Source organism: Microbacterium oxydans (assembly GCF_000956525.1).
Classification (GTDB): domain Bacteria; phylum Actinomycetota; class Actinomycetes; order Actinomycetales; family Microbacteriaceae; genus Microbacterium; species Microbacterium oxydans_A.
The window spans coordinates 121778-143315 of sequence record NZ_JYIW01000021.1 but is presented as its reverse complement, the minus strand read 5'-3'; the positions used below and the strand labels follow the sequence as shown (position 1 = coordinate 143315).

Genomic DNA, 21538 nt, shown 5'->3' with positions numbered 1-21538 from the left:
GGTCGGATGCCGCGACGCGACCTCACACCGCGACGGGAGTCTCGACGAGGCGGCCGTCGACGAGCTGGACGACGCCGTGCATGCGCGGCAGGTGCACCAGGTCGTGTGTCACGAGCAGGGTCGAGGTGTTCAGCTCGTCGGTGAGGCGCAGGATGAGGTCGATGATGCTCGCTCCGCGTTCCTGGTCGAGGGCGCTGGTGGGCTCATCGACCAGGAGCACGCTCGGGTCGTTCATCAGCGCGCGGGCGATGTTGACGCGCTGACGCTGCCCGCCGGAGAGCTGGTGCGGCCGCTTGTCGCCGTGGTCGCCGAGTCCGACGGCGTCGAGCAGCGCGTCGGCGCGGCTCGAGGTGGCCGCGCGCCGGCGGCGACTGCCCGTGGCGCCGAGCTCGTTCATGACCGTGAGCTGCTCGCGGGCCGTGAGTGCGGGGATCAGGTTGGACTGCTGGAACACGATCCCGATCCGGTCGCGTCGCAGTTCCGTCGCTTCGCGGGCGTTCAGCCCGGTGGCATCGATGTCGTCGATGAACACCTGTCCGGCGTCCGGCCGGATCAGCGTGGCAGCGACCGCGAGCAGGCTCGACTTGCCTGACCCGCTGGGTCCGGTGATGCCGGTGACGGTGCCGGGGTGGGCGGTGAGGGAGACGCCGTCGACGGCGGTGACACGACTGTCTCCGTCAGGGAACGTCAGGGTGATGGTGTTCAGGCGGATCATCGGTTGCTCCCGAGGGCTGTGAGTGGGTCTGCGGAGGTGACGGAACGGAGCGCGAACGCGGCTCCGGCGAGTCCGAGGACGATCATGATCGCGCCCGGGAGCACGGTCGTGATCGGGCTGAGCAGGAACGGCAGCGCAGTGCCGGCGAGCGTGCCGAGCGCGACGACCGCGCCCAACCCGAGGCCGATGCCGACGAGCAGCACGACCAGCGCCTGACCGAGGGCATCGCGCACCAGCGACGGCGTGCTCGCACCCAGCGCCTTGAGCACGGCGATGTCGCCCTTCCGCTGCATCGTCCAGACGGTGAAGAACGCCCCGATCACGAGTCCGGAGATGCCGAACAGCATCCCCACCATCAGCAGCAGCGATCCGATCTCGGATCGGAATGCGCTCAGCGCCATGAGCGACCCCAGCGTCGACTCCGACACCGTGTCGTTGGACGCATCGGCAGCATCCCATTCCGGGCTCCCGGTCACCGCGAGCACCGTCGCATACGCATCGGGATTGCCGGTGGCCGCGGAGTAGGCCTGCCAGTCGTGGAGCGTCATCTGCACGACCGGGGTGTGGCTGTACCAGCCGTCGCCGCCGATGGTCTCGACCGTGTACGTCGTGCCCCCGATCGTCACGTCGTCGCCGGTCTGCGCCCCGAGGGCCTCGGCGGCGGGATCGGACAGGCCGAGTCGCCCATCGGCAGAGGGGGCGGTGGCGTCGAACCCAGGCTCCACACCGAACACGGCGATCGCGGCACGGATGTCTCCCGCTTCGCCGCGGGTCTGGCTGATCCCGACCGGCCGGGCGCTCGCGACCCCGTCGGTCGCCGCCCAGTCCGTCGCCTGCTGCTCGGTGATCGTCGAGTCGGCGAAGCTGGCGGAGGTCTCGCCCGCGGTGGGGGCGGAGAACACGATGCGGTCGGCCGGCAGACCGACCACGGCCGAGATGTTCTGGGTCGCGAGGCCACCGGTCAGGCCGCTGAGGAAGCCGACGAGCACGGTGATGAGCGCGACGACGGCGCCGATGAGGATGAATCGACCTCTGGCGAACCGGAGCTCGCGGAGTGCGACGAACATGTGTGTGCCTTTCCTGCCGCCGAACGCGACGACCATTCCACTCTCGTGCGCCGCGGCGGCGTGGTCATCGGCCACCGGAACGCTGTTCCGCGCCCGCAGTGTGCACCCGCAGATCCTCCTTTCCGACGATGACCTGCCTCGGGCCGCCGCGTAGAGTTCAGCCCATGGCACACACCGCACTGACCCCCGTCTTCGTGGGTCTGCGCACCGGCCTGCACGTGCTCTTCCTCGCGCTCGCCGGCCTCGTGATCGTGCGGGCACTGCTCGTCCCCACCGATGCGAGCGGCACCGTGATCGCCCTCACGGTCGTCCTCGTGGTGACCTACGCGTTCGGTGCGGTGCTCACCAGGACCACCCGGGCGCGCGGCATCGCCCCACTGGCGTGGTTGGCGATCCTGACGGTCGAATGGGCCGTGCTGCTGTGGTTGATCCCGGATGCCGCGTACCTCGTGTTCCCGCTGTTCTTCCTCGATCTCCATCTGCTCGGCCGCTGGTGGGGCTCGGCGGCGATCCTGGCCTCCACGATCGTCGCGATCTGCGCCCTCGGCGTGCACAGCGGCTGGACCGTCGGCGGCGTCGTCGGGCCCCTGGTCGGCGCGGGCGTCGCGCTCCTGATCGGCCTCGGTTACCAGGCGCTCGCCCGCGAGGCCGAGCAGCGCGAAGCGCTCGTGCGAGAGCTCATCGCCACGCAGGGACAGCTCGCCGCGACCGAGCACGAATCGGGGGTACTCGCCGAACGAGCCCGCCTCGCCCGCGAGATCCACGACACGCTCGCCCAAGGACTCTCCAGCATCCAGATGCTCCTGCACGCGGCCGAGCGCGCCGACCCTGACCGCCCCGGCGTCGAGCACATCCGACTCGCCCGCGAGACCGCCGCCGCGAACCTCGTCGAAGCTCGCAGGTTCATCCGCGAGCTCACCCCGCCGCAGCTCGATGACCAGACGCTCGGCGGAGCGCTGCGCCGCCTCGCCGCCACCCAGTGGGCCAGCCAAGGGCTCGACGTGCAGGTGCGGGTCTCCGACACGATCACCCTGCCGATGCATCTGCAGACTGCACTGCTCCGCATCGCTCAGGGGGCGATCGCGAACGTGATCCAGCATGCGCAGGCCACCACCGCGACGATCTCGATCGCCGTCGAAGCCGACCGGCTGCACTTCACGGTCACCGACGACGGGACCGGATTCGATCCGCTGGCGACCTCGAAGGATGCCGCGGAGAAGTCCGACTCGTTCGGGCTGCAGGCGACGGCCGAGCGGGTGCAGCAGCTCGGCGGCACGCTCACGGTCGATTCCACGCCGGGCCGGGGAACCACCCTGACCGTCGACCTGCGAGTGACGGAGCTCGCATGATCCGGCTCGTGATCGCCGACGACCATCCCATCGTCCGCGCCGGGCTCGTCGCCCTGTTCAGCCTGGAGTCCGATGTCGAGATCGTCGCCGAGGCGAGCACGCCACAGGAAGCCGTCGAACTCGCCGAGCGTTTGAGCCCCGACGTCGTGCTCATGGACCTGCAGTTCGGCGCGAACGAGACCGCCACCGGCGCAGATGCCACCCGGAGCATCCGGGCGCTCGACGCAGCCCCGTATGTGCTGGTGCTGACGAACTACGACTCCGATGCCGACATCCTCAGCGCCGTCGAGGCAGGAGCCAGCGGCTATCTCCTGAAGGATGCGCCGCCGCATGAGCTCATCGCGGCCGTCCGCGCGGCAGCCGCGGGCGAGAGCGCACTCGCCCCGGTGATCGCCACCCGCCTGCTCGACCGGATGCGCGCTCCGCAGATCAGTCTGAGCAGCCGCGAGATCGAAGTCCTCGAGCTCGTCGCCGCCGGAAAGTCCAACACCGACGTCGCGAACGAGCTGTTCATCAGCGACACGACCGTGAAGTCGCACCTCGCCCACATCTTCTCGAAGCTCGACGTCAGCTCCCGCACTGCCGCCGTGTCCGCTGCCCGCCGACGCGGCATCCTCCGGTAGTCCGGCCCCTGCATCACCTGTGCGAGGCGTGCCTGACCGGCATCGCTGCACACCGTGCACCGGGCCGTCAAGGCTTCGCGATGCACCCCACCACCCACATACACTCGACCGATGCCCGCACTCCCGAACGACCCGACCGACCCGTTCGTCCGCGTTCGCGGCGCCAACGAGAACAACCTCCGCAACGTCGACGTCGACGTGCCGCGCGACCGGATCGTCGCGTTCACCGGCGTCTCCGGATCGGGCAAGTCCTCGCTCGCGTTCGGCACGATCTTCACCGAGGCCCAGCGCCGGTACCTCGAGTCGGTCGCGCCGTACGCACGACGACTCATCCAGCAGGGGCATGATCCGCACGTCGAGTCGATCTCGGGACTGCCGCCGGCCGTCGCGCTGCAGCAGCGCCGCGGCGCACCCAGTTCGCGCTCCAGCGTCGGCACCGTCACCACGCTGTCGAATTCGCTCCGGATGCTGTTCTCGCGCGCCGGCACCTTCCCCGAGGGCTTCACCACCCGGCTCGACTCCGACGCGTTCTCGCCGAACACCGTGGCCGGCGCCTGCCCCGAGTGCCACGGCATCGGCATCGCGCACACCGTCACCGAGGAGTCGCTCGTGCCCGACCCCTCGCTGAGCATCCGCGACGGCGCGATCGCCGCCTGGCCGGGAGCCTGGCAGGCGAAGAACCTGCGCGACATCACGATCAAGCTCGGCTACGACGTCGACCGTCCGTGGCGCGACCTCGATCAGGCCGACCGCGACTGGATCCTGTTCACCGACGAGCAGCCGGTGGTGCAGATCACCCCACAGCGCGATCGCGTCGCGAAGCCGTACAACGGCATGTTCTGGAGCGCGAAGAAGTACGTGTTCCACACGCTCGCCGACTCGAAGAGCCAGATGATGCGCACGAAGGTGCTGCAGTTCGTCCGCTCGGGTCCGTGCCCGCTCTGCCACGGCACCGGCCTCCGCCGTGAGGCCCTGGCGGTCACGTTCGCCGGACGCTCGATCGCCGAGCTCAACGCCCTCCCGATGACCGAGCTCGCCGAGATCATCCGCCCGACGACACAGCTGACGGATGCCGAGCCGGCACTGCCGACCACGCTCTCCGGCGAGCGCACCGACGTCGCCGTCGCGATCACCACCGACCTGCTGGCGCGCATCACGGTGCTCACGGATCTCGGCCTCGGCTACCTCGGGCTCGGCCGAGTCACCACCACGCTCTCCCCGGGCGAGATGCAGCGGCTGCGGCTCGCGACCCAGCTGCGGTCGGGGCTCTTCGGCGTCATCTACGTGCTCGACGAGCCGTCAGCCGGCCTGCATCCTGCTGACGCTGAACCACTGCTCGAGGTGCTCGAGCAGCTGAAACGCTCCGGCAACTCGGTGTTCGTGGTCGAGCACAACATGGATGTCGTGCGGCACGCCGACTGGATCGTCGACGTCGGTCCCGGCGCGGGCGAGGGCGGCGGCGAGGTGCTCTACAGCGGCTCCGTCGATGGACTCGCCGCGGTCGAGGCATCCGTCACCCGGCCGTTCCTGTTCCCCGATCAGCGCACCTCGGCCGACGACCGTCGCGAACCCCGTGCACCGTCGGACTGGCTCACGGTCGAGGGCATCACGCTGCACAACCTCCGAGGCGTCGACGCGTCGATTCCGCTCGGCACCTTCGTCGCCGTCACCGGGGTCTCCGGATCGGGGAAGTCGACGCTCGTGAGCAGGGTGCTCCGCGATGTGGTGCGTGAGCATCTGCGCTCCGACGACGAGGGCAGCACCGACGATCTCGACGAGGAGACCACCGCCGACCTCGCTGAGGCGACCGTGCCGGACGCGGATGCCGACACCCTCACCGTCCGCCGGGCGAGGGGTCTGGAGCACATCGACCGGCTCGTGCGCGTCGACCAGAAGCCGATCGGCCGCACGCCTCGATCGAACCTCGCGACGTACACCGGTCTGTTCGACGCGGTGCGGGCCACGTTCGCGAAGACCGACCTCGCCAGGGAGCGCGGCTACACCGCCGGACGCTTCTCGTTCAACGTCGCCGGTGGGCGCTGCGAGACCTGCCTCGGCGAAGGGTTCGTGTCGGTCGAGCTCCTCTTCCTGCCCGGCAGCTACGGCCGGTGCCCCGCCTGCCACGGCGCGCGGTACAACGCCGAGACACTCGAAGTCACCTATGAGGGCAAGACGATCGCCGATGTCCTGGCGCTCACGGTCGAGCAGGCATCCGAGTTCCTCGCGTCGGTTCCGGCCGCCGCACGCAGCCTGCAGACCCTCCTCGACGTCGGACTCGGCTATCTGCGCCTCGGGCAGCCCGCGACCGAGTTGTCCGGCGGCGAGGCGCAGCGCATCAAGCTGGCGACGGAGCTGCAGCGGGTGCGACGCGGGCACACCCTCTATCTGCTCGACGAGCCGACGACCGGGCTGCATCCTGCCGACGTGCGACTGCTGCTCGCGCAGCTGCACGCGCTCGTCGACTCGGGTGACACGGTCGTGGTCGTCGAGCACGAGATGGATGTCGTCGCGGCTGCCGACTGGGTGATCGACCTCGGACCATCCGGCGGGGATGCCGGCGGGCGGATCATCGCGACCGGGACTCCGGATGCCGTCGCGAGCGATCCCGCGAGCCGCACCGCGCCGTATCTCGCCGCACGCCTGGCGCGCTGAGCAGTCGAGCCACGACGGCGGCTCCATGCTGCAGTCGGCGCAGCGGGCCATGCCCCGGCGGCTGACAGCCCCCGGCCCTGGCGTCGATCACGATCGTGCCGTTCGCGCACGTCGTCTGATCGTCATGCGTCCACGCTCGCCTCCGACCCACCGATATGCTGGCCCCGCACCGAATCGCCCGGTGCGGATCCCCTCCGGTGGTCCCCCATCGTGAAGGACGCTCCGTGACCGACGATTCCGCCACCCGCACCTCGCTCTCGCGCCGCACACTGCTCGGGGCGGCCGCCTGGTCCGTGCCCGTCATCGCCACCGCAGTCGCAGCGCCGCTCGCCGCCGCGAGCGTCGCGGCACTCGACGCAAGCGGGGTCGTGATCACCTTCACCGACGAGTTCGGCAGCGGGAGCTCGGAGTTCCGACTCAGCGGCCAGGTCGCACTCCCTGCTCCTTCTGCGTCGCCGGTCACGGTTTCGGCGACCATCACGTGGGCCGGTACCGGGGCGAACTCGGGAAGCACCGGGTTGTATCTCTATGCGAGCGCGGTGCCGAGCGAGGCCGGCAGCATCCTCGGTTGGACCCTCGTGCAGGGCGCGGCCGATGACGCCGCGCACGAGACGTATATCTTCCAGACCACGGTGCCGACCGGCGTGACACAGGCGACCACCGTCTCGAGCTACGGCGGCAGCACCCTGAACGGCTTCATGTTCGGCGTCGAGTCGTTCGTCGGAGGCACGCTCGAGTACGACGGCATCATCACGATCCGCTTCTCTGCTCCCGGCTACGGCGACGGCGTCGTCACCGTGCCCTACACCCGTCCCCCGGTCTGAGCCTGGTCAGGCGCGGCCGCTGTTCGTGACGCATCCGCCCCCCCCCTGTCGAGCCACCCCTTTTCCCGCGACCCGGCCCGTTGAGCACCGAGGGAAGGGGGGCCGCTCGCGCAGAAAGGGGCCGCTCGGCACAGGCGACCGGCCTACAGGATCGTCGTCAGCACGCCACCGTCCGCCCGCAGCGCCGCGCCGTTCGTCGCCGACGAGAGCGGACTCGCGAGGTACGCGACGAGGTGCGCGATCTCGTCCGGCTCGATGAAGCGCTGCAGCAGCGAGGTCTCGCGGATCAGCGACCCCTTCAACTCGTCGGCAGTCATCGAGTTCGCGGCGGCGATGTGTTCGACCTGGCGCGCGACCCCGTCTGAGTACGTCGGGCCGCCGAGCACGGTGTTCACCGTGACACCGGTGCCCCGAGTCAGCTTCGCGAGTCCGTTCGCGAGAGCGAGTGCCGCAGCCTTCGTCGCGCCGTAGTGGATCATCCCAGCCGGCACGTCGACCGCCGACTCGGTGCCGATGAAGACGATCCGACCCCAGTCGTTCTCGAGCATCGCCGGCAGCAGGGCCCTCGACAGGCGGACGGCACCCATCACGTTGGTCTCGAAGTAGCGAGTCCACTCCGCGTCACCGATCTCCTCGAACGCCACCACGTCGAAGACGCCGGTGTTGTTCACCAGCACGTCAACCTCGCCGAGCGTCTCGAGCAACGCGCTGACCTCAGCGGCGTCGGACAGATCAGCGGCGATGCCCGAGACCTCGGCATCCGGCACCTCGGCGCGCAGCCGTCCGACGGCATCCGCGACCCCGTGCTGCGTGCGTCCGTTCAGCACCACCGCGGCCCCTTCCGCCGCGCAGAGGGCGGCCACCGCGAAGCCGATGCCCTGCGTCGAGCCGCTGATGAAGACCTTCTTGTCCGCCAGTTCGAGATTCATTGCGTGTCTGTCCTTGCTGTCGATTTACTTTCTTGAGCAAGTAAAAGTAACATCACTTTCCTGAGCAAGTGATGATCTAGGGTGGAAGCATGACAGGACCGGAGTCGGCGGAATCACTCGATCAGGACGAGCTCGAGACGTGGTCCGCACTCGCGACGCTGCTCGAGTGGTTGCCGGCAGCGCTCGACGGTCAGCTGCACCGCGACTCCGGCATCAGCCACTTCGACTACGGCATCCTCTTCGCACTCTCGCAGGCAGACGATCGCACGCTGCAGATGACCCAGCTCGCGAGCTATGCGAACAGCACCCTGTCGCGGCTCTCTCGCGCCGTCGCCCGACTCGAAGCACGCGACTGGGCGCGGCGCGCGCCTGATCCGCGCGACGGCCGCATCACCCTCGCGACGCTCACGGACGATGGGGCGGATGCTGCGCGCGCCGCGGCCCCCGGACACGTCGCCCTCGTGCGGAGACTCGTCTTCGAAGCACTCACCCCGACCCAGGCGAGGCAGCTGCGCACCGCGAGCCACCGCATCACGAGCGCGATCCGCGACGAGGGCGGCTGGGCGCCGTCCGTCTGACCGCCGAGTCAGAACCCCTCGGCCTCCCGCGGCGTGTACGCGCTCTCGAGCTGGGCGAGCTCGGTCGACTCCAGACGGATGCCGGCTGAGGCGACCGCATCGTCGATGTGCTCGGCGCGAGTGGCTCCCACGATCGGGGCGGTGACCGCCGATTGCTGCGCCACCCAGGCGAGGGCGATCTGCGCGCGGGACACACCGCGCTCGGCGGCCACGCGAGCCACGGCCTCGACGATCGCGCGGTTGGAGTCCTCCTCGCGACGGTAGAGCGTCGCACCGAACTCGTCGGTCGCGGTGCGTGCGGTCGTCTCGTCCCAGTCGCGGGTGAGGCGGCCGCGCGCGAGCGGCGACCAGGGCAGCACTCCGACGCCGGAGTCGAGGCAGTACGGGTGCATCTCGCGCTCCTCCTCGCGCTGCAGGAGGTTGTACTGGTCCTGCATCGAGACGAACGGCGTCCATCCGTTCACAGCGGCGACATGCTGCGCCTTCCCGAACTGCCACGCCCACATCGAGGATGCTCCGATGTACCGCGCCTTCCCGGAGCGCACGACGTCGTGGAGCGCCTCCATGGTCTCCTCGATCGGCGTCTCGGGATCCCACCGGTGGATCTGGTAGAGGTCGACGTGATCGGTTCCGAGCCGTCGGAGACTCGCGTCGATGCCGGACAGGATGTGCGCGCGGCTGAGTCCGGCCTGATTCGCTCCCGGCCCCATCCGACCGTGCACCTTCGTGGCGATCACGATCTCGTCGCGTCGCGCGAAGTCGGCGAGCGCGCGACCGACGAACTCCTCGCTCGTGCCGTCGGAGTACACGTCCGCGGTGTCGAACGTGGTGATCCCGGCTTCGAGCGCCTGCCGGATGAGCGGCCTGCTGGTCTCCTCATCGAGCGACCAACGGTGCGCGCCGCGGTCCGGCGCACCGAAGCTCATGCAGCCGAGCACCACGGGTGAGATCCGAAGGCCGGTGTTCCCCAGCCGCACACTGTCGTTCATCTCGATTCCCATCAGTCGATCTGCCCGATCGGCTCGCGCTTCTCGGCCTGGAACTGGTCCTCGGCGCGACCGCGTGCCCAGTATGCCGAGATCGACAGCGACTCCCGCGGCACGTCGTGCTGTTTCAGGAAGGCCCGCACCTGCTTGATCGTGCCGCGCTCTCCGTGCGCGAAGACGTGCGGGTGCCCCTCTGCCCACGGCAGCTCGCCGAGCACTGCGAGCAGCTCGTCGTCGGTCTGCGTCCAGGCGACCGTGACACCGGCAGGCGTTTCGGGAAGGATGCGGTCATCGGCATCCGCGACCGTGAGCAGCACGTGTCCGCGAGCGGCGGGATCCATCGCCTCGACCGCTGAGGAGATCGCCGGCAGCGCCGTGTGGTCGCCGACCAAAAGGTGCCAGGCGGCAGCGGGGTCGGGACGGTAGCCGCCACCGGCGCCGCTGACGACGATCGTGTCGCCGACGCGCGCGCCGCGCGCCCATGGCCCTGCGACCCCCTCGTCGCCGTGCACGACGAAGTCGATCACGAGTCGTCGCTGCACCGGATCGGCCGAGCGGATCGTGTAGGTGCGCGGGGTCGGGAGCTTCTCGGGGCTCTCCTGGCGCAGCTGCGCCAGGTCGTACGGCGGAGTGAGTCCATGCCTCGGGTCGGCGAACAGGACCTTCACGTACTTGTCGGTGAAGTCGTTGTCGTTGAACGCCTCATACCCGTCACCGCCGGCAGTGATGCGGATGAGGTCCGGGCTGACCTGCTCCACCTCCTGCACGGCGAGTACTGCCTGGGTCGGCGTCCTCCGGGGCTGCTCCTGCGTCATCACTTCTCCGAAGTCTCTGCGTGCACGGTCCCCTCCAGTCTGCCCGGCCTGAGAGGCGCGGGGCCCGAAAGGTCAGTCGGCGTCGCTCTGACGTGCTGCGCCGCCGGCGCCGCCGACCTCCGTCCGCCAGACCACACGGAGCACATTGACCACATCGTCGGCGTCCGCGCCGGATGCCGACGATTCGGCGACCAGCTCTCGAATGCGGCGCATCACGGACGACGGGAGCACCGCCGCGGACTCGGCGACACGGGTGCCCGCGGCCGTCCTGGTGACGACGAGACCCTCGTGTTCGAGCATCTTGTACGCCTTCGCGACGGTGCCTGCCGCCACACCGAGGTCGCTTGCGGTCTGGCGGACGGTGGGCAGCCGCTCGTTCGCACCGAGCTGCCCTGAGACGATGAGTCCGCGCAGTTGCCGATAGATGTCCATCGTGGGGCTCGCCTCATCCGCGCTGGCGAGGATCGGCGACGACGTCACCGGGTGACCGCCGCGTCCGGTGCACGGTCCGCGCTCCCCGCCGACGCGCCGTCACGCCGCCGAAGTCGACTGGCGACCAGCATGAGGAGCACGAATGCGCTGATCTCCAGGATCGGAGCGGCCCATCCTGCGGCGAGCGCCGCCTCTGCGTATCGCCACGTCGCGTCATACGGACTGCCGTCGTTCTCGCCCATGATCTCCAGCGATGACACCGACCCTGCACGGGCGACGAATCGCCACGCACTCGCCGTGGCCAACAGCATCCCCGCGATCATGATGCCGACGGCATCCCCGGCGATCTCCCGTCGGAGGAGGCGTTCCGCCGCGACGGTCTCCGGGCGGATATAGGGCCGCGCCGCATTCACGTGGAGCACCGCCCACGTCACGAGCGCGAGCGCAGTCAGCCCGATGATCACCGGCACTCCATATGCCCAGCCGAAGAACGGCACCCGGATCGGATCGATCTCGGGCTTGTTGGGGATCGGGATGTCGAGTCCGGCGTACTGCCCTTCCCGGTCAGGAGACGACGCCAGTCCGGCCACGACCGTCGTCACCAGCAGGATGAGCGCGACTGCACCTGCGAGCAGCAGGCCGCGTCGAGGGCCGAACGTCGTCCACGTCCGTCGCGCGGCCGGGACGACAGGTTGCTCGGACGACGCAGTCCGCCGACGCAGGATCATGCCGAGCACCACGCCGAGGCCGAGCAGCGCGAACCACAGCACCGCGGCGACGCGCCACCACGCCACGACAGCTGCGACATCGAGCACGTACCCGCGAATGAGGTGTTCCGCGATGAAGAGCACGGTGACGACGATCGCGACGATGCCGAGCGTGCGCTGCGCCGGACGATACCGGGCCCTGACCGACATGGCGGCACCGTCGGACAACGGGGCAGCGCGGCGCTCCGCACGACCCGGGCGTGACAGCGCGATGAGCAGGAACCCGCAGACCACCACTGCCAGGAGCAGGGAGAACAGGGGCGTCCAGAACGCGGCACCCATGAGCTCCGACAGGCTGAGCGAGGTTGCACCGCTCCGTGTCATGCGATCTCCGATCGATACGTTGTGCCACCTGTCTATCACAAGTTGTGTCATTCCTCAGATACAAGAGTGTGGATTCGAAAAAAGATGGAACCGAATCCACGGATCCGGACATATCCCTATATGGACGGCACTGACCTCGTCGAACTGCGCACCCGATGCCTCGCACTCATCGACGAGCACTATCGCGACCCCCGCGTCGACCCGCACTGGCTCGCTCGTGAACTCTTCGTGTCACGACGCCAACTCGACCGGGCGTTCACCTGCCAGGTGGGCGTCGCCGAAGTGCTGGCGAAGCGTCGACTCAAGCAGGCCGTGGCTCTGGCTGCGGTCCACCCGGCCGTTCCGATGTCCGAGATCGCGAAGAGCTGCGGCTACGGCACCTACGAGACGTTCCGTGCGCAGTGCCACCGATACCTGCGCTGCACACCCCGCGAGGCGCGCTTCGACCGGAAGCACGCACTCCGGTCGTCGCACCGTCGACTCGCCGAGGCGAGCTGATCGCAACGGAGCGCAACGGTCTCAGATTCTGTGGTCACGAGACGCATAGACTCGACTCAGTCGGGAGCATGGACCCGGCGATGACGTTCGAGGTGAGATCGTGCCGGAGTTCAACGCGCAGCCTGCGTCGAGCGATGGCGAGCTCCTGTTCCGACTCTCGCGCGGCGACGAACCCGCATACCGGCTCCTCCACGACCGCCACCAGGCCTCTGTCTACCGGGTCGCACTGGTGCTGATGCGCACGACCTGGGATGCCGAGGAGGTCGCGGCGACCGCGTTCTTCGAACTGTGGCGCAAGCGCGACAGCGTCCGGCTCGTCGACGATTCGGTGCTGCCCTGGCTCCTCGCCACGACCTCGTATGCGGCCAAGAACAAGCTGCGCTCGAGCCGTCGCTATCACCGCCTGCTCAGCCGCATCCCCCACGATGGTGATGTTCCGGACCATGCAGACGAGGTGGCCCGCGCGATGGACACGCTGAAGATCTCTGCCGATGTGCGGGCGGCGCTCATGCAGCTGCATCCGAAGGAAGCCAGCGTCGTGATCCTCTGCGTCGTGCACGAGCTGCCCATGCACGAGGCCGCTGTCGCCCTCGGCATCCCGGAGGGTACGGTGAAATCGCGCCTGTCACGGGTCAAAGCACGTCTGCGCGGCACGCTGCAGCAATACGATCCGATGATCGAGGAGGTGAAGGCATGAGTCCCGAGTTCGACGGCATGCCGCACCGCGCCGAGGTGCAGGACCTGCTCATCGAGCGGATGCGCCGTGATCTGACGCGCCCGAAGTGGTGGAAGACGATCTGGGGTCGCCTGGCGATCGCCGGTGGCGTGCTCACCCTCGCCGGATCCGGGATCGCCGCTGTGATACTGCTCGAAGAACGTCCCGTGAGCGAGACCGCCATCGTCTGGTGCCTCAAGGGCGCGTATCTGAACCCCGACGGCTCGCTGCCCGGTCCCGGCTCGAGCGTCGCCACACCCGACGGCGTCGTCGAGATCACCGACGCCGAGGCGATGTGCGACATCGTGTGGGAGTCGGGACAGATGGAGTCGACCGATCCGCTCGACCCCTCGCCCGCGCCCGGGGTGGCTCCGTCCGAGTACACGACCTGCGTGACCGAACATGGGGAACCGGCGCTCGTCCCCGGGCGCGTCGAGTGCTCAGTGCTGAAGCTGCATCCCTATCAGCCTGCCGGCCGGTAGACGATGGATGACGTCCGCGCAGCCATGGTGCCCAGTCCCGAGCAGTAGGACGAGCAGGTCACGAAGGTGCCTCCGTAGTTGGAGAGGTCGTACTGCACTGACCAGCAGTTCACCAGCCCCTCTGCCGAGCGGATGGTGTTGTTCCAGCCCGAGGCGAGGCTCGGGAACCCGAAGGTCGTCCCGAAGCACCCGGCCCCCGCTCCCCAGTGGAGCAACGCGGTGCCGCTGCGGGATGCGCCCGTCCACGCCTTTCCGACGATGACGGTGGATGCCGCTGCGCGCGCGGTCGTCCCACGTGCGGCATCCTGCGCCGGCTGCAGTTGTTCGAGGTCGCCGGGCGCACCGGCCTCGATGAACTGCTCGGCTTCCTCGACCGAGTCGAAGCAGGAGACGACGGTCGGGATGTCGGTCGGCAGCGGCGATCCGTCTGGAACGCTCACACCGCCGACCGTGCAGGCCGCGGGCGGTTCGGGTGCGGTGTCAGCGGCGACGGACGCCGACGGGATGACCACCAGCGCGGTGACCAGAGCGGCCGTTGCAGACCAGAGACGTAGAGACATGGAAGCTCCTCCGATAGGGGTTGGATTCGCTTCGGTATGTCCAAGCCCTGTCGGTGGGTTCCGGTCGTTCGAGGGTCGTTCGGCGGGAATCCGCCGGATGTCCGACGGATGCTGGCGCGGATTCTGTAGTGGGGTTCGCGCGCGAGGCTCATAGGCTCGAAGAACCCACCGTCATCGGGTGACGAATGGGTCAGAGGATCAGTCCCAGCGCGCCGTGCTCGGCTGTCGCGGAACCGCTTACCGGGGGGTATGCACCCGCGGCGACACCGTCACGAGCGCTCCGGTCCTCTCCGCGGGTGCGGTGGGTGGGCAAACGGACCACCGCACCCGCTCCTGGTTTCGTGTCAGGCACCCCCGATACGCTGGGAGACATGCTCTCCCCTGTGCTCGGTGCATCCCGCGCCCCTCGACTGCTGGCGTCCGCGACGCCGTTCGTCGAGTGGATGCGCGTGCTGCTGCATCCTGGGACGAACGGGTGGACGAGCGTGTGGGGCACCCTGTCGCACGGCGAGATCGCCGGCTGCCCGCCGCCAGCGCGCTAGGCCACGCCCTTCGGGCGGCGTGGCTCCTCTGCATCCGCGCTCGCCCACCATCGGGGTATATCTATGTCTTCTTCTCGTCCCTTGTTCTCCGTCGCGCCGCACGAGCTGTGGCGCGGCATCCGCACCACCGTCCGCAGCGACGTCTTCGGTGGCGCGCTGCTGCTGCTCGCGACCGCGACGGCGCTCGTCCTCGCCAACAGTCCGGCCGCCGGCTGGTACACGTCGCTGCGCGACTTCACGTTCGGCATCCCCGAACTGCACCTGGAGCTGAGCCTCGGCGCCTGGGCGTCAGACGGCCTGCTCGCGATCTTCTTCTTCGTCGTCGGCCTCGAGCTCAAGGAGGAGTTCGTGTCAGGGCGCCTCCGCGACCCGCGTGCCGCTGCGCTGCCGATCGCCGCGGCCATCGGCGGCGTCATCGTGCCGGCCCTGTGCTTCGTGCTCGTGAATCTCGGGAACCCCGACGCCATGCGCGGCTGGGCGATCCCGACCGCGACGGACATCGCGTTCGCTGTGGCGGTGATCGCGGTCGTCGGTCGTTTCCTCCCTCCGGCCCTGCGGGTCTTCCTGCTGACGCTCGCGATCGTCGACGACCTCATCGCGATCACCGTGATTGCCACGTTCTACACCGAGTCGATCAGCCTGCCGTGGCTCACGCTCGCACTCCTCCCCCTCGCGGGATTCGGTGCGCTGGTGCAGCGAGGAGTCCGCCAGTGGTGGGCACTGCTGCCGCTCGCGGTCGCCACCTGGGTGTGCGTGCACGCGTCAGGAGTGCACGCGACCGTCGCCGGTGTGCTGCTCGGCTTCCTCGTGCCGGTGCTGCCGACGGTGCGCGCGAGGGTACGCATGCCCGGCGGGGCATATGAGGGTCTCGCGGCGCACTTCGCCGACCGTTGGAGCCCGGTCGCGACGCTCGTCGCCGTGCCGGTGTTCGCCTTCTTCGCCGCCGGCGTCTCGATCGGCGGTGTCGACGGTCTGGTCTCGGCGGTGCGCGACCCGATCACCCTCGGGATCATCGTCGGACTCGTCCTCGGCAAGCCCATCGGCATCCTGTCGACGACCTTCGCACTCAGCCGCATCCCAGCGATTCGCATGGACGAGACGCTGCGTTGGCCCGACCTCGTGGGAGTGTCGTTCCTTGCCGGGATCGGCTTCACGGTGTCACTGCTCGTCGGCGAGCTCGCGTTCGGGCAGCGCTCGATCGCCGACGAGCACGTGAAGATCGGGGTGCTGCTCGGATCCCTGATCGCGGCGATCATCGGCGGGATGCTGCTGGGCGCGCGGAACCGACGAGCGCGACTGCGCGGCTAGCCCCGCAGCTGCTCGATCGCCTGCACGACGAGGGCGTGGTCATCGGCCGATGGCAGACCGGAGACGGTCACGACGGCCACGACCCCGACGCCCGTCACCCGGATGGGCACCGCGCCGCCGGCGACCGCGTACTCGGCGGCATCGAGCCACCCTGGCTCGAAGAAGTCGCGGCCCCCGGCGGCGACGCGCGCTTCGAGCAGCGCCGTGCTCGTCTCGAAGCGGAACGCGGTGGCGGCTTTGCGTCGCACCCACTCGTCGTTGTCGGCGGTCGCGCCCGGCATCGAGGCATGGAACAGGATGCCGGATGCCGTGCGCACATCGATCGCGACCGGGTACGACGCGGCCAGTGCGCGCTCCGCGATGGAACTGCCGAGACGCCAGGCGTCGGCCCTGTCGAAGCGGCTCAGCTCCAGGTCCCGGTGCTCGTCTTCGAGTCGGGTCAGCCATGCGTCGTCGGTCATCGTCGTCCTGTCGCGTCGGTCGTGCGGGCGCCGGTCGCCTTGGCCCATTCTCCTCGAAACGCACGGATGGCGACGGGCTCCAGGGAACCCGTCGCCATCCGCGCGCTCACTCTTACTGGATGCCCTCCTTCACGAGCCGCCACTGCTGACAGGTCGCCCCGGTCGAGCCCCACTGCTGAGCGACTGCGCCGTCGGCGGCCGAGCATCCGTCGATCTCGAGCAGCTTCCCGCTGTTGGCATTGGTGAAGGTCCACCAGCCGCCACTGGTGGCCGCGTTCCAGTTCTGGGTCGCGGAACCGGTCGAGCCCCACTGCACCGCATCGACGCCATCAGCGGTCGCCGCCGACGGGATCTCGAGCAGCTTCCCGCTGTTGACGTTCACGAGCTGTGTCGACGTCCCTGACGCTTTCAGATTCCAACGCTGAGTGGCGTTGCCCGTCGATCCCCACTGCCCGACCGCTGCACCGTCCGTCGTGAGAGCGCTGAGGACTTCCAGGAGCTTGCCGCTGTTGCGGTTCACCACCTGGAACTGCGGGTCCAATGCCGTGCTGCGATACAGGTGGATCGCATCGAGCTCCGCGAAGTTGGTGCCCTTGGTGAACCGGATCGTGTTCGTCCCGGCGTTGAGGGTGACCGACTTCTGCGCCCACCCGTACCGCCCCCAGTCGACCGTCGCCGGATAGCTGATGGAGGATGCCGTGCCGCCGTTGACGCTCACGTTGTGGGTCGCCGCAGAACCGAACCCGTTGTCGTATCGCGCATTCAGCGTGTAGGTGCCTGCCGCGGGGACCCGCACCGTGAACTGCACGAAGCTTCCGGCGTTGTTGATGTTCCCGATCTTCTGTCCGTTGCTGGCCTGCGGATGCGTGACGACCGCTGCATCGTTGAGCGTCGCCTTCTCGGCCTCGTACTGCTGCGCGTCGAGGGGGATGGAGCCGACGCGCACATCGTTGAGGCCGGTCACGGTGTTCTCGACGTTCGTCGCCTGATAGAGCGTGCGCCCGTCTGCACCGACGTCGATGCCCTGCGCGAACCCGCTGAAGTTCCCGCCCTGCGTGTCGGTCGCGTCATACGTCACGGCCATCGGCAGTCGCTCCCAGGGACCGGCGCCGAGGTTGTAGTTGACGAAGAAGTTCTGGCCGCCGTCGATGGCTCCGGATGGAGTCAACGACCACTTCGAGGCGACGATCAACGCGCCCTTCGGGCCGCCGGACGGCACCCACTTCACGAACGGCGAGGATCCGATCCCGCGACCGTCCGCGAGTTGGATCGGCGTGCCGATGCTGGTGGTCGTGCCCCAGTTGAGTCCGTCGTTCGAGATCTTGAAGTAGACCGGAGCGGTGTTCTGCGTCTGGCTCGGCCGGTTCACGACCTCGAAGGTGGCGATGTACCGACCGTCCGGGAGCTTGGCGACCGTGATCATGCCCGGCCTGTCGCTCTGATTGGTGGGCGCCGAGACGTTCACCAGCGAACCCCAGGTCTGCCCGCCGTCCGTCGACCGCCGATACGAGACCGCCTGCAGCACCCCGTTCGCCTTCTGCCGTTCGTCGGAGTAGTACGCGACGAGACCGCCGTTGGCGTCGATGGCGAGCGACGGCTCCCACACCGTGGTGGTCGTGGATGACGGCGAGGGGTCGTAGACGGCAGGGCCACCGGAATCGATGGTGCTCAGGAAGCTCCAGGTCGATCCCCGGTCAGTGCTCTTGTAGACCACGAGCCTGCTGCTCGACCGGTCCTCCGGCATGATCATGCCGGTGAGGAGGATGGTTCCCGCTGCGAGATTGCCGGTGGTCTGCGTCACTTCGTACAGGAACGGCTGCGCGGTGCGCGTGAATGTCGGGAAGGTCGCGCTCGGGTTGACGTCGGCGACCTTGGTCCACGATGCTCCGTCGTTGGTGCTGCGGTAGATCGGGTAGACCTGCACCCCGTTCTGCAGCACCAGCTGATCGAAGGTCACGAGCTGGGTGCCGTTGTTCGATCCGTTGTTCTTCAGCACGATGATCTTGGCGTAGGTGGTGCCGGCTGGGGCACCGCCCTCGGGATTGAACGACGATCCGGCGGCTGGCGAATACACGAGTGCGCCGTTGCCGGTGGTCACGGCGGATGCTGCGCTCGGGGCGATGACGGCGCCTGCGATCAGGGCGAGGCCTGCCAGGGCGGCTGCGACTCTCCTGGCCGTACGGCCGCGCGGTGGTTGGGAATCTTGCATGTTCTCCTGCTCCTCAGTTCTCCGGGGGGCGAGAGCGTGCGCGCGCCCACGTAGCGCGTGCCCTTGCACTCTGTCTGGTGATGCAAGCCTCGACATTGCGGGTTCTGCAACGTTGTAGAGACCCGCGGCAACAGTATGGTGCCGTCGCTCCGGCGTCAAGCATCCGGTTCGGGATCCGCTCGTCTCCCTGGGCCGCAGGGGAAACGTTGTAGAGTGCCCAGAATGAAACCAGCAGGGGCAGAGGCGACGGCGACTCTGCACGACGTCGCTCGGGCGGCGGGCGTGTCGATCAAGACGGTCTCGAACGTCATCAACGGCTATCAGCACATCCGTCCTGAGACACGCGGGCGGGTCGAGGCGGCGATCGAGCTGCTGCAGTACAAGCCGAACCGAGCCGCGCGAAGCCTGCGCTCCGGACGCACGGACATGATCGGACTGATCGTCCCCGATCTGCGCAACCCCTACTTCGCCGAACTCGCCGACGACGTGATGCGGGCAGCGCGTGAGCTCGGCTTCTCGGTGCTCATCGAGCAGTTCGACCTCGATCGCGAGAGCGAGCTCGCCGCGCTGCGCGATGCGCACCTTCGCGGACTCGACGGCATCCTGCACTCCGTCCTCACGCTCGAACCGGGTGATGCGGCGCTGCTCGAGCGCGTCCCCGTGCCGATGGTGCTGCTCGGCGAGCGCATCTTCGACTCCTCGCGCGATCACGTCACGATGCGCAACACCGAGGGCGCGGAAGCAGCAACCGCCCACCTGCTCGGAATCGGCCGTCGACGCATCCTCGCCCTCGGGTCGCACCCCGACGAGGAGGTCGGATCCCCCGGGCTGCGGCTGCGCGGCTATGCGGATGCCCTGGCGAAGGCCGGCGTCGCGCTCGACGACGCACTCGTGGTGCCGGTCGACCTCTGGCACCGCGCAGACGGCGCCGACGCGATGCGCGCGGTGCTCGATGCCGGGGTCGAGTTCGACGGCGTCGTCGCCTTCAACGACTCGCTGGCTCTCGGTGCGCTTCGTGTGCTGCTGGAGCGAGGCGTGCATGTGCCGGATGACGTCGCGGTGATCGGCTTCGATGACCTCGACGAGACCCGCTACAGCCTGCCTGCGCTCTCGACCATCGCCCCAGGACGATCCGAGATCGCCAGGACTGCGGTCGAGCTCCTCGTCGCTCGGATCCGGGGAACCGACGATGGCCCGCCACGGGAGATCTTCACCGGATTCTCGCTCGTCGAGCGCGAGTCGACGGTGCCCAGGCGCTGACCCGGAGTCGCGCCCTCTTGACACCGGCCCGATGAGGCGCGATCATCCATTTACAACGTTTACCTCCAACGTTGTAAAACCCGAGCACCTGACCCGGCATCCCGAGCCGAACCGACAATGCAGTCACAGAAGGGCATCAACGATGATGAGACGACAGATCATGGCCGTCGCGGCGGTGAGTGCGACAGCCCTCGCTCTCGCCGGATGCGCGGCACCGGCGGACGACGCCGCAGAGGATGGACCCACCACCCTCACGTTCTGGCATGGATACACCGAAGCCGACGGCGACGTCCTCGACCAGATCGTCGACGACTTCAACAAGTCGCAGGACGATTACGTGATCAAGACCGAGACCAAGACCTGGGCAGTCATCGACGACACCCTGCTGCCGGCGCTCTCCTCCGATGAGGGCCCCGACATCGTCGCGATGCCCGCCGAGCGGATGCCGGTGTACGCCGACCGCGGCGCCTTCGTCGACCTGAGCGACTTCTACGCGTCGAAGGACAGCAACACGTCCGAACTCGTCGACCAGTCCGTCGACATGGTCACCGTCGACGGGACCCCGTACGGCGTACCGACCGGATTCGTGCCGCTGTCGGTGTTCTACAACAAGGCGCTGTTCACGGCCGCAGGCATCGACCGGTTCCCCACCACGTGGGACGAGTGGGTCGACGCAGCGAAGACGCTCACCGTCGACGAGGACGGCGACGGCACACCCGAGCAGTACGGCCTCGCACTCCCCGACCACGCGACGGTGGCCAACGGCCTGTGGCCGAGCCTGCTCCTGAGCGGCGGCGGCTCGATCGTCGACGGGGCGACGGATGCCGTCATCGACTCGAGCGAGAACGCCGACTCGATCGCCTACTGGGTCGACGCCATCACGAACGACAAGATCTCCCCGACGGGGTTGGACGGCATCGGCGCTGACGAGCTGTTCAGCTCCGGCAAGGCCGCGATGCACGTCGGCGGGCCCTGGATGTCGTTCATCGCGGCCGACAACGACATCGACTACGGCATCGCAGCGATTCCTGCCGGACCCGAGCAGCAGGCGGCATCCGCCATCGGGGTGTCCATGGGTATCACCGAGCAGGCCGATGACGCCCAGGTCGCCGGCGCCGAGGCATTCTTCTCCTACTTCTTCCAGGAGGACATCGCCACCGAATGGTCACTCGCGTCTGGGTGGCCGCCGTTGCGCTCGGACATCCCGCCGGCTTCGGTCGAGTCGAACCCGGTCGTCGCGTCGCTGACCGAGATCGCACCGACCGGCCGGGCACTCCTGCCGGGAGTCGTCAACAGCGTCGACGTGCTCGCAGCCATCGACACCCTCACCCAGAAGGCCGTTGCCGGAGGCGACATCGACGAACTGCTCGCTGCCGCGCAGAGCGAGATCCAGCAAGCCATCAAGTGACCGAACTCGTGAGAGGGGCGCCCACGTCGCCCCT

General features: G+C 68.6%; 22 protein-coding genes. 12 read left to right on the top strand and 10 right to left on the bottom strand.

Features of this window, described 5'->3' with window-relative positions; genetic code table 11:
- Nucleotides 1-22: 22 nt before the first annotated feature.
- Nucleotides 23-715: an ABC transporter ATP-binding protein gene (locus RS83_RS06070; protein ID WP_045278622.1), complete on the bottom strand. Its 693-nt coding sequence runs from the start codon at nt 713-715 to the stop codon at nt 23-25.
- The gene (locus tag RS83_RS06065) at nt 712-1782 is read right to left on the bottom strand and encodes an FtsX-like permease family protein (protein WP_045278683.1); all 1071 of its coding nucleotides are present in this window, start codon (nt 1780-1782) and stop codon (nt 712-714) included. Before RS83_RS06065 ends, RS83_RS06070 begins: the two co-directional genes overlap by 4 nt.
- Nucleotides 1783-1946: 164 nt before the next feature.
- On the opposite strand from RS83_RS06065, the gene RS83_RS06060 reads away from it, so the two are divergent.
- The 4 genes from RS83_RS06060 to RS83_RS06045 all read left to right on the top strand — a co-directional run bounded on the left by RS83_RS06060 (nt 1947) and on the right by RS83_RS06045 (nt 7230).
- The gene (locus tag RS83_RS06060; RefSeq protein ID WP_045278621.1) at nt 1947-3131 is read left to right on the top strand and encodes a sensor histidine kinase; all 1185 of its coding nucleotides are present in this window, start codon (nt 1947-1949) and stop codon (nt 3129-3131) included.
- Nucleotides 3128-3754: a response regulator gene (locus RS83_RS06055; RefSeq protein WP_045278620.1), complete on the top strand. Its 627-nt coding sequence runs from the start codon at nt 3128-3130 to the stop codon at nt 3752-3754. The genes RS83_RS06060 and RS83_RS06055 overlap by 4 nt, the downstream gene beginning before the upstream one ends.
- Before the next feature lie 111 nt (nt 3755-3865).
- Entirely contained in the window at nt 3866-6406 is a 2541-nt protein-coding gene (gene uvrA, locus RS83_RS06050) for an excinuclease ABC subunit UvrA (protein WP_045278619.1), read from the top strand.
- A gap of 224 nt (nt 6407-6630) precedes the next feature.
- Nucleotides 6631-7230, top strand: a complete 600-nt coding sequence (locus RS83_RS06045) for a hypothetical protein (protein ID WP_045278618.1) — start codon at nt 6631-6633, stop codon at nt 7228-7230.
- A 143-nt stretch (nt 7231-7373) separates the two neighbouring features.
- Here RS83_RS06045 and RS83_RS06040 read toward each other — a convergent pair whose 3' ends face one another.
- Nucleotides 7374-8159 (bottom strand): SDR family NAD(P)-dependent oxidoreductase, encoded by a 786-nt coding sequence (locus RS83_RS06040; protein ID WP_045278617.1) that lies wholly within the window; start codon nt 8157-8159, stop codon nt 7374-7376.
- Between the two features lie 89 nt (nt 8160-8248).
- Here RS83_RS06040 and RS83_RS06035 point away from each other — a divergent pair, with 89 nt between their 5' ends.
- Nucleotides 8249-8737: a MarR family winged helix-turn-helix transcriptional regulator gene (locus tag RS83_RS06035; protein WP_045278616.1), complete on the top strand. Its 489-nt coding sequence runs from the start codon at nt 8249-8251 to the stop codon at nt 8735-8737.
- A gap of 8 nt (nt 8738-8745) precedes the next feature.
- Here the strand turns inward: RS83_RS06035 and RS83_RS06030 are convergent, their stop codons facing one another.
- From RS83_RS06030 to RS83_RS06015, 4 genes are all read right to left on the bottom strand, one after another.
- Nucleotides 8746-9738, bottom strand: a complete 993-nt coding sequence (locus tag RS83_RS06030) for an aldo/keto reductase (protein WP_082071548.1) — start codon at nt 9736-9738, stop codon at nt 8746-8748.
- Nucleotides 9738-10538 (bottom strand): siderophore-interacting protein, encoded by an 801-nt coding sequence (locus RS83_RS06025; protein WP_045278615.1) that lies wholly within the window; start codon nt 10536-10538, stop codon nt 9738-9740. Before RS83_RS06025 ends, RS83_RS06030 begins: the two co-directional genes overlap by 1 nt.
- Before the next feature lie 72 nt (nt 10539-10610).
- A complete protein-coding gene (locus tag RS83_RS06020) occupies nt 10611-11018 on the bottom strand; it encodes a GntR family transcriptional regulator (protein WP_052678904.1) in 408 nt (135 codons plus the stop codon).
- A complete protein-coding gene (locus tag RS83_RS06015) occupies nt 11015-12061 on the bottom strand; it encodes a hypothetical protein (protein ID WP_045278614.1) in 1047 nt (348 codons plus the stop codon). Before RS83_RS06015 ends, RS83_RS06020 begins: the two co-directional genes overlap by 4 nt.
- Nucleotides 12062-12181: 120 nt before the next feature.
- Here RS83_RS06015 and RS83_RS06010 point away from each other — a divergent pair, with 120 nt between their 5' ends.
- From RS83_RS06010 to RS83_RS06000, 3 genes are all read left to right on the top strand, one after another.
- Nucleotides 12182-12559, top strand: coding sequence for a helix-turn-helix domain-containing protein (locus RS83_RS06010; protein ID WP_045278613.1), 378 nt, complete (start codon nt 12182-12184; stop codon nt 12557-12559).
- Nucleotides 12560-12659: 100 nt separating this feature from the next.
- Nucleotides 12660-13256, top strand: coding sequence for an RNA polymerase sigma factor (locus RS83_RS06005; protein ID WP_045278612.1), 597 nt, complete (start codon nt 12660-12662; stop codon nt 13254-13256).
- Complete coding sequence (locus RS83_RS06000) at nt 13253-13756, top strand: hypothetical protein (RefSeq protein WP_045278611.1); 504 nt, start codon at nt 13253-13255, stop codon at nt 13754-13756. The genes RS83_RS06005 and RS83_RS06000 overlap by 4 nt, the downstream gene beginning before the upstream one ends.
- Here the strand turns inward: RS83_RS06000 and RS83_RS05995 are convergent.
- Nucleotides 13738-14316, bottom strand: coding sequence for a hypothetical protein (locus RS83_RS05995; protein ID WP_045278610.1), 579 nt, complete (start codon nt 14314-14316; stop codon nt 13738-13740). The two genes, RS83_RS06000 and RS83_RS05995, sit on opposite strands and share 19 nt — an antisense overlap.
- 371 nt (nt 14317-14687) lie before the next feature.
- Here RS83_RS05995 and RS83_RS18935 point away from each other — a divergent pair, with 371 nt between their 5' ends.
- Both RS83_RS18935 and nhaA read left to right on the top strand, forming a co-directional pair.
- Nucleotides 14688-14858 carry a hypothetical protein gene (locus tag RS83_RS18935; RefSeq protein WP_197072073.1) on the top strand — a complete coding sequence of 57 codons (171 nt, stop codon included), beginning with the start codon at nt 14688-14690 and terminating at the stop codon, nt 14856-14858.
- Between the two features lie 81 nt (nt 14859-14939).
- Nucleotides 14940-16166 (top strand): Na+/H+ antiporter NhaA, encoded by a 1227-nt coding sequence (gene nhaA / locus RS83_RS05990; protein WP_331454291.1) that lies wholly within the window; start codon nt 14940-14942, stop codon nt 16164-16166.
- Here nhaA and RS83_RS05985 read toward each other — a convergent pair.
- A complete protein-coding gene (locus RS83_RS05985; protein WP_045278680.1) occupies nt 16163-16627 on the bottom strand; it encodes a heme-degrading domain-containing protein in 465 nt (154 codons plus the stop codon). The genes nhaA and RS83_RS05985 overlap by 4 nt on opposite strands.
- A gap of 112 nt (nt 16628-16739) precedes the next feature.
- Nucleotides 16740-18836 (bottom strand): RICIN domain-containing protein, encoded by a 2097-nt coding sequence (locus RS83_RS05980; protein ID WP_045278608.1) that lies wholly within the window; start codon nt 18834-18836, stop codon nt 16740-16742.
- 222 nt (nt 18837-19058) lie between these two features.
- On the opposite strand from RS83_RS05980, the gene RS83_RS05975 reads away from it, so the two are divergent.
- Both RS83_RS05975 and RS83_RS05970 read left to right on the top strand, forming a co-directional pair.
- On the top strand, nt 19059-20096 hold the full coding sequence (locus RS83_RS05975) for a LacI family DNA-binding transcriptional regulator (protein WP_045278607.1): 1038 nt from the start codon (nt 19059-19061) through the stop codon (nt 20094-20096).
- 142 nt (nt 20097-20238) lie between these two features.
- A complete protein-coding gene (locus tag RS83_RS05970) occupies nt 20239-21504 on the top strand; it encodes an ABC transporter substrate-binding protein (protein ID WP_230114224.1) in 1266 nt (421 codons plus the stop codon).
- Nucleotides 21505-21538: the final 34 nt, after the last annotated feature.

Bases quoted from the DNA above. Each gene is read 5' to 3' on its own strand.
- RS83_RS05985 (WP_045278680.1), bottom strand. From the start codon at position 16,627: ATGACCGACGACGCATGGCTGACCCGACTCGAAGACGAGCACCGGGAC.
- RS83_RS05995 (WP_045278610.1), bottom strand. From the start codon at position 14,316: ATGTCTCTACGTCTCTGGTCTGCAACGGCCGCTCTGGTCACCGCGCTG.
- RS83_RS06055 (WP_045278620.1), top strand. From the start codon at position 3,128: ATGATCCGGCTCGTGATCGCCGACGACCATCCCATCGTCCGCGCCGGG.
- RS83_RS06035 (WP_045278616.1), top strand. From the start codon at position 8,249: ATGACAGGACCGGAGTCGGCGGAATCACTCGATCAGGACGAGCTCGAG.
- RS83_RS06015 (WP_045278614.1), bottom strand. From the start codon at position 12,061: ATGACACGGAGCGGTGCAACCTCGCTCAGCCTGTCGGAGCTCATGGGT.
- RS83_RS06025 (WP_045278615.1), bottom strand. From the start codon at position 10,538: ATGACGCAGGAGCAGCCCCGGAGGACGCCGACCCAGGCAGTACTCGCC.
- RS83_RS06040 (WP_045278617.1), bottom strand. From the start codon at position 8,159: ATGAATCTCGAACTGGCGGACAAGAAGGTCTTCATCAGCGGCTCGACG.
- RS83_RS06000 (WP_045278611.1), top strand. From the start codon at position 13,253: ATGAGTCCCGAGTTCGACGGCATGCCGCACCGCGCCGAGGTGCAGGAC.
- RS83_RS05980 (WP_045278608.1), bottom strand. From the start codon at position 18,836: ATGCAAGATTCCCAACCACCGCGCGGCCGTACGGCCAGGAGAGTCGCA.
- RS83_RS05970 (WP_230114224.1), top strand. From the start codon at position 20,239: ATGATGAGACGACAGATCATGGCCGTCGCGGCGGTGAGTGCGACAGCC.
- RS83_RS18935 (WP_197072073.1), top strand. From the start codon at position 14,688: ATGCTCTCCCCTGTGCTCGGTGCATCCCGCGCCCCTCGACTGCTGGCG.
- uvrA (WP_045278619.1), top strand. From the start codon at position 3,866: ATGCCCGCACTCCCGAACGACCCGACCGACCCGTTCGTCCGCGTTCGC.
- RS83_RS06065 (WP_045278683.1), bottom strand. From the start codon at position 1,782: ATGTTCGTCGCACTCCGCGAGCTCCGGTTCGCCAGAGGTCGATTCATC.
- RS83_RS06010 (WP_045278613.1), top strand. From the start codon at position 12,182: ATGGACGGCACTGACCTCGTCGAACTGCGCACCCGATGCCTCGCACTC.
- RS83_RS05975 (WP_045278607.1), top strand. From the start codon at position 19,059: ATGAAACCAGCAGGGGCAGAGGCGACGGCGACTCTGCACGACGTCGCT.
- RS83_RS06060 (WP_045278621.1), top strand. From the start codon at position 1,947: ATGGCACACACCGCACTGACCCCCGTCTTCGTGGGTCTGCGCACCGGC.
- RS83_RS06070 (WP_045278622.1), bottom strand. From the start codon at position 715: ATGATCCGCCTGAACACCATCACCCTGACGTTCCCTGACGGAGACAGT.
- RS83_RS06030 (WP_082071548.1), bottom strand. From the start codon at position 9,738: ATGGGAATCGAGATGAACGACAGTGTGCGGCTGGGGAACACCGGCCTT.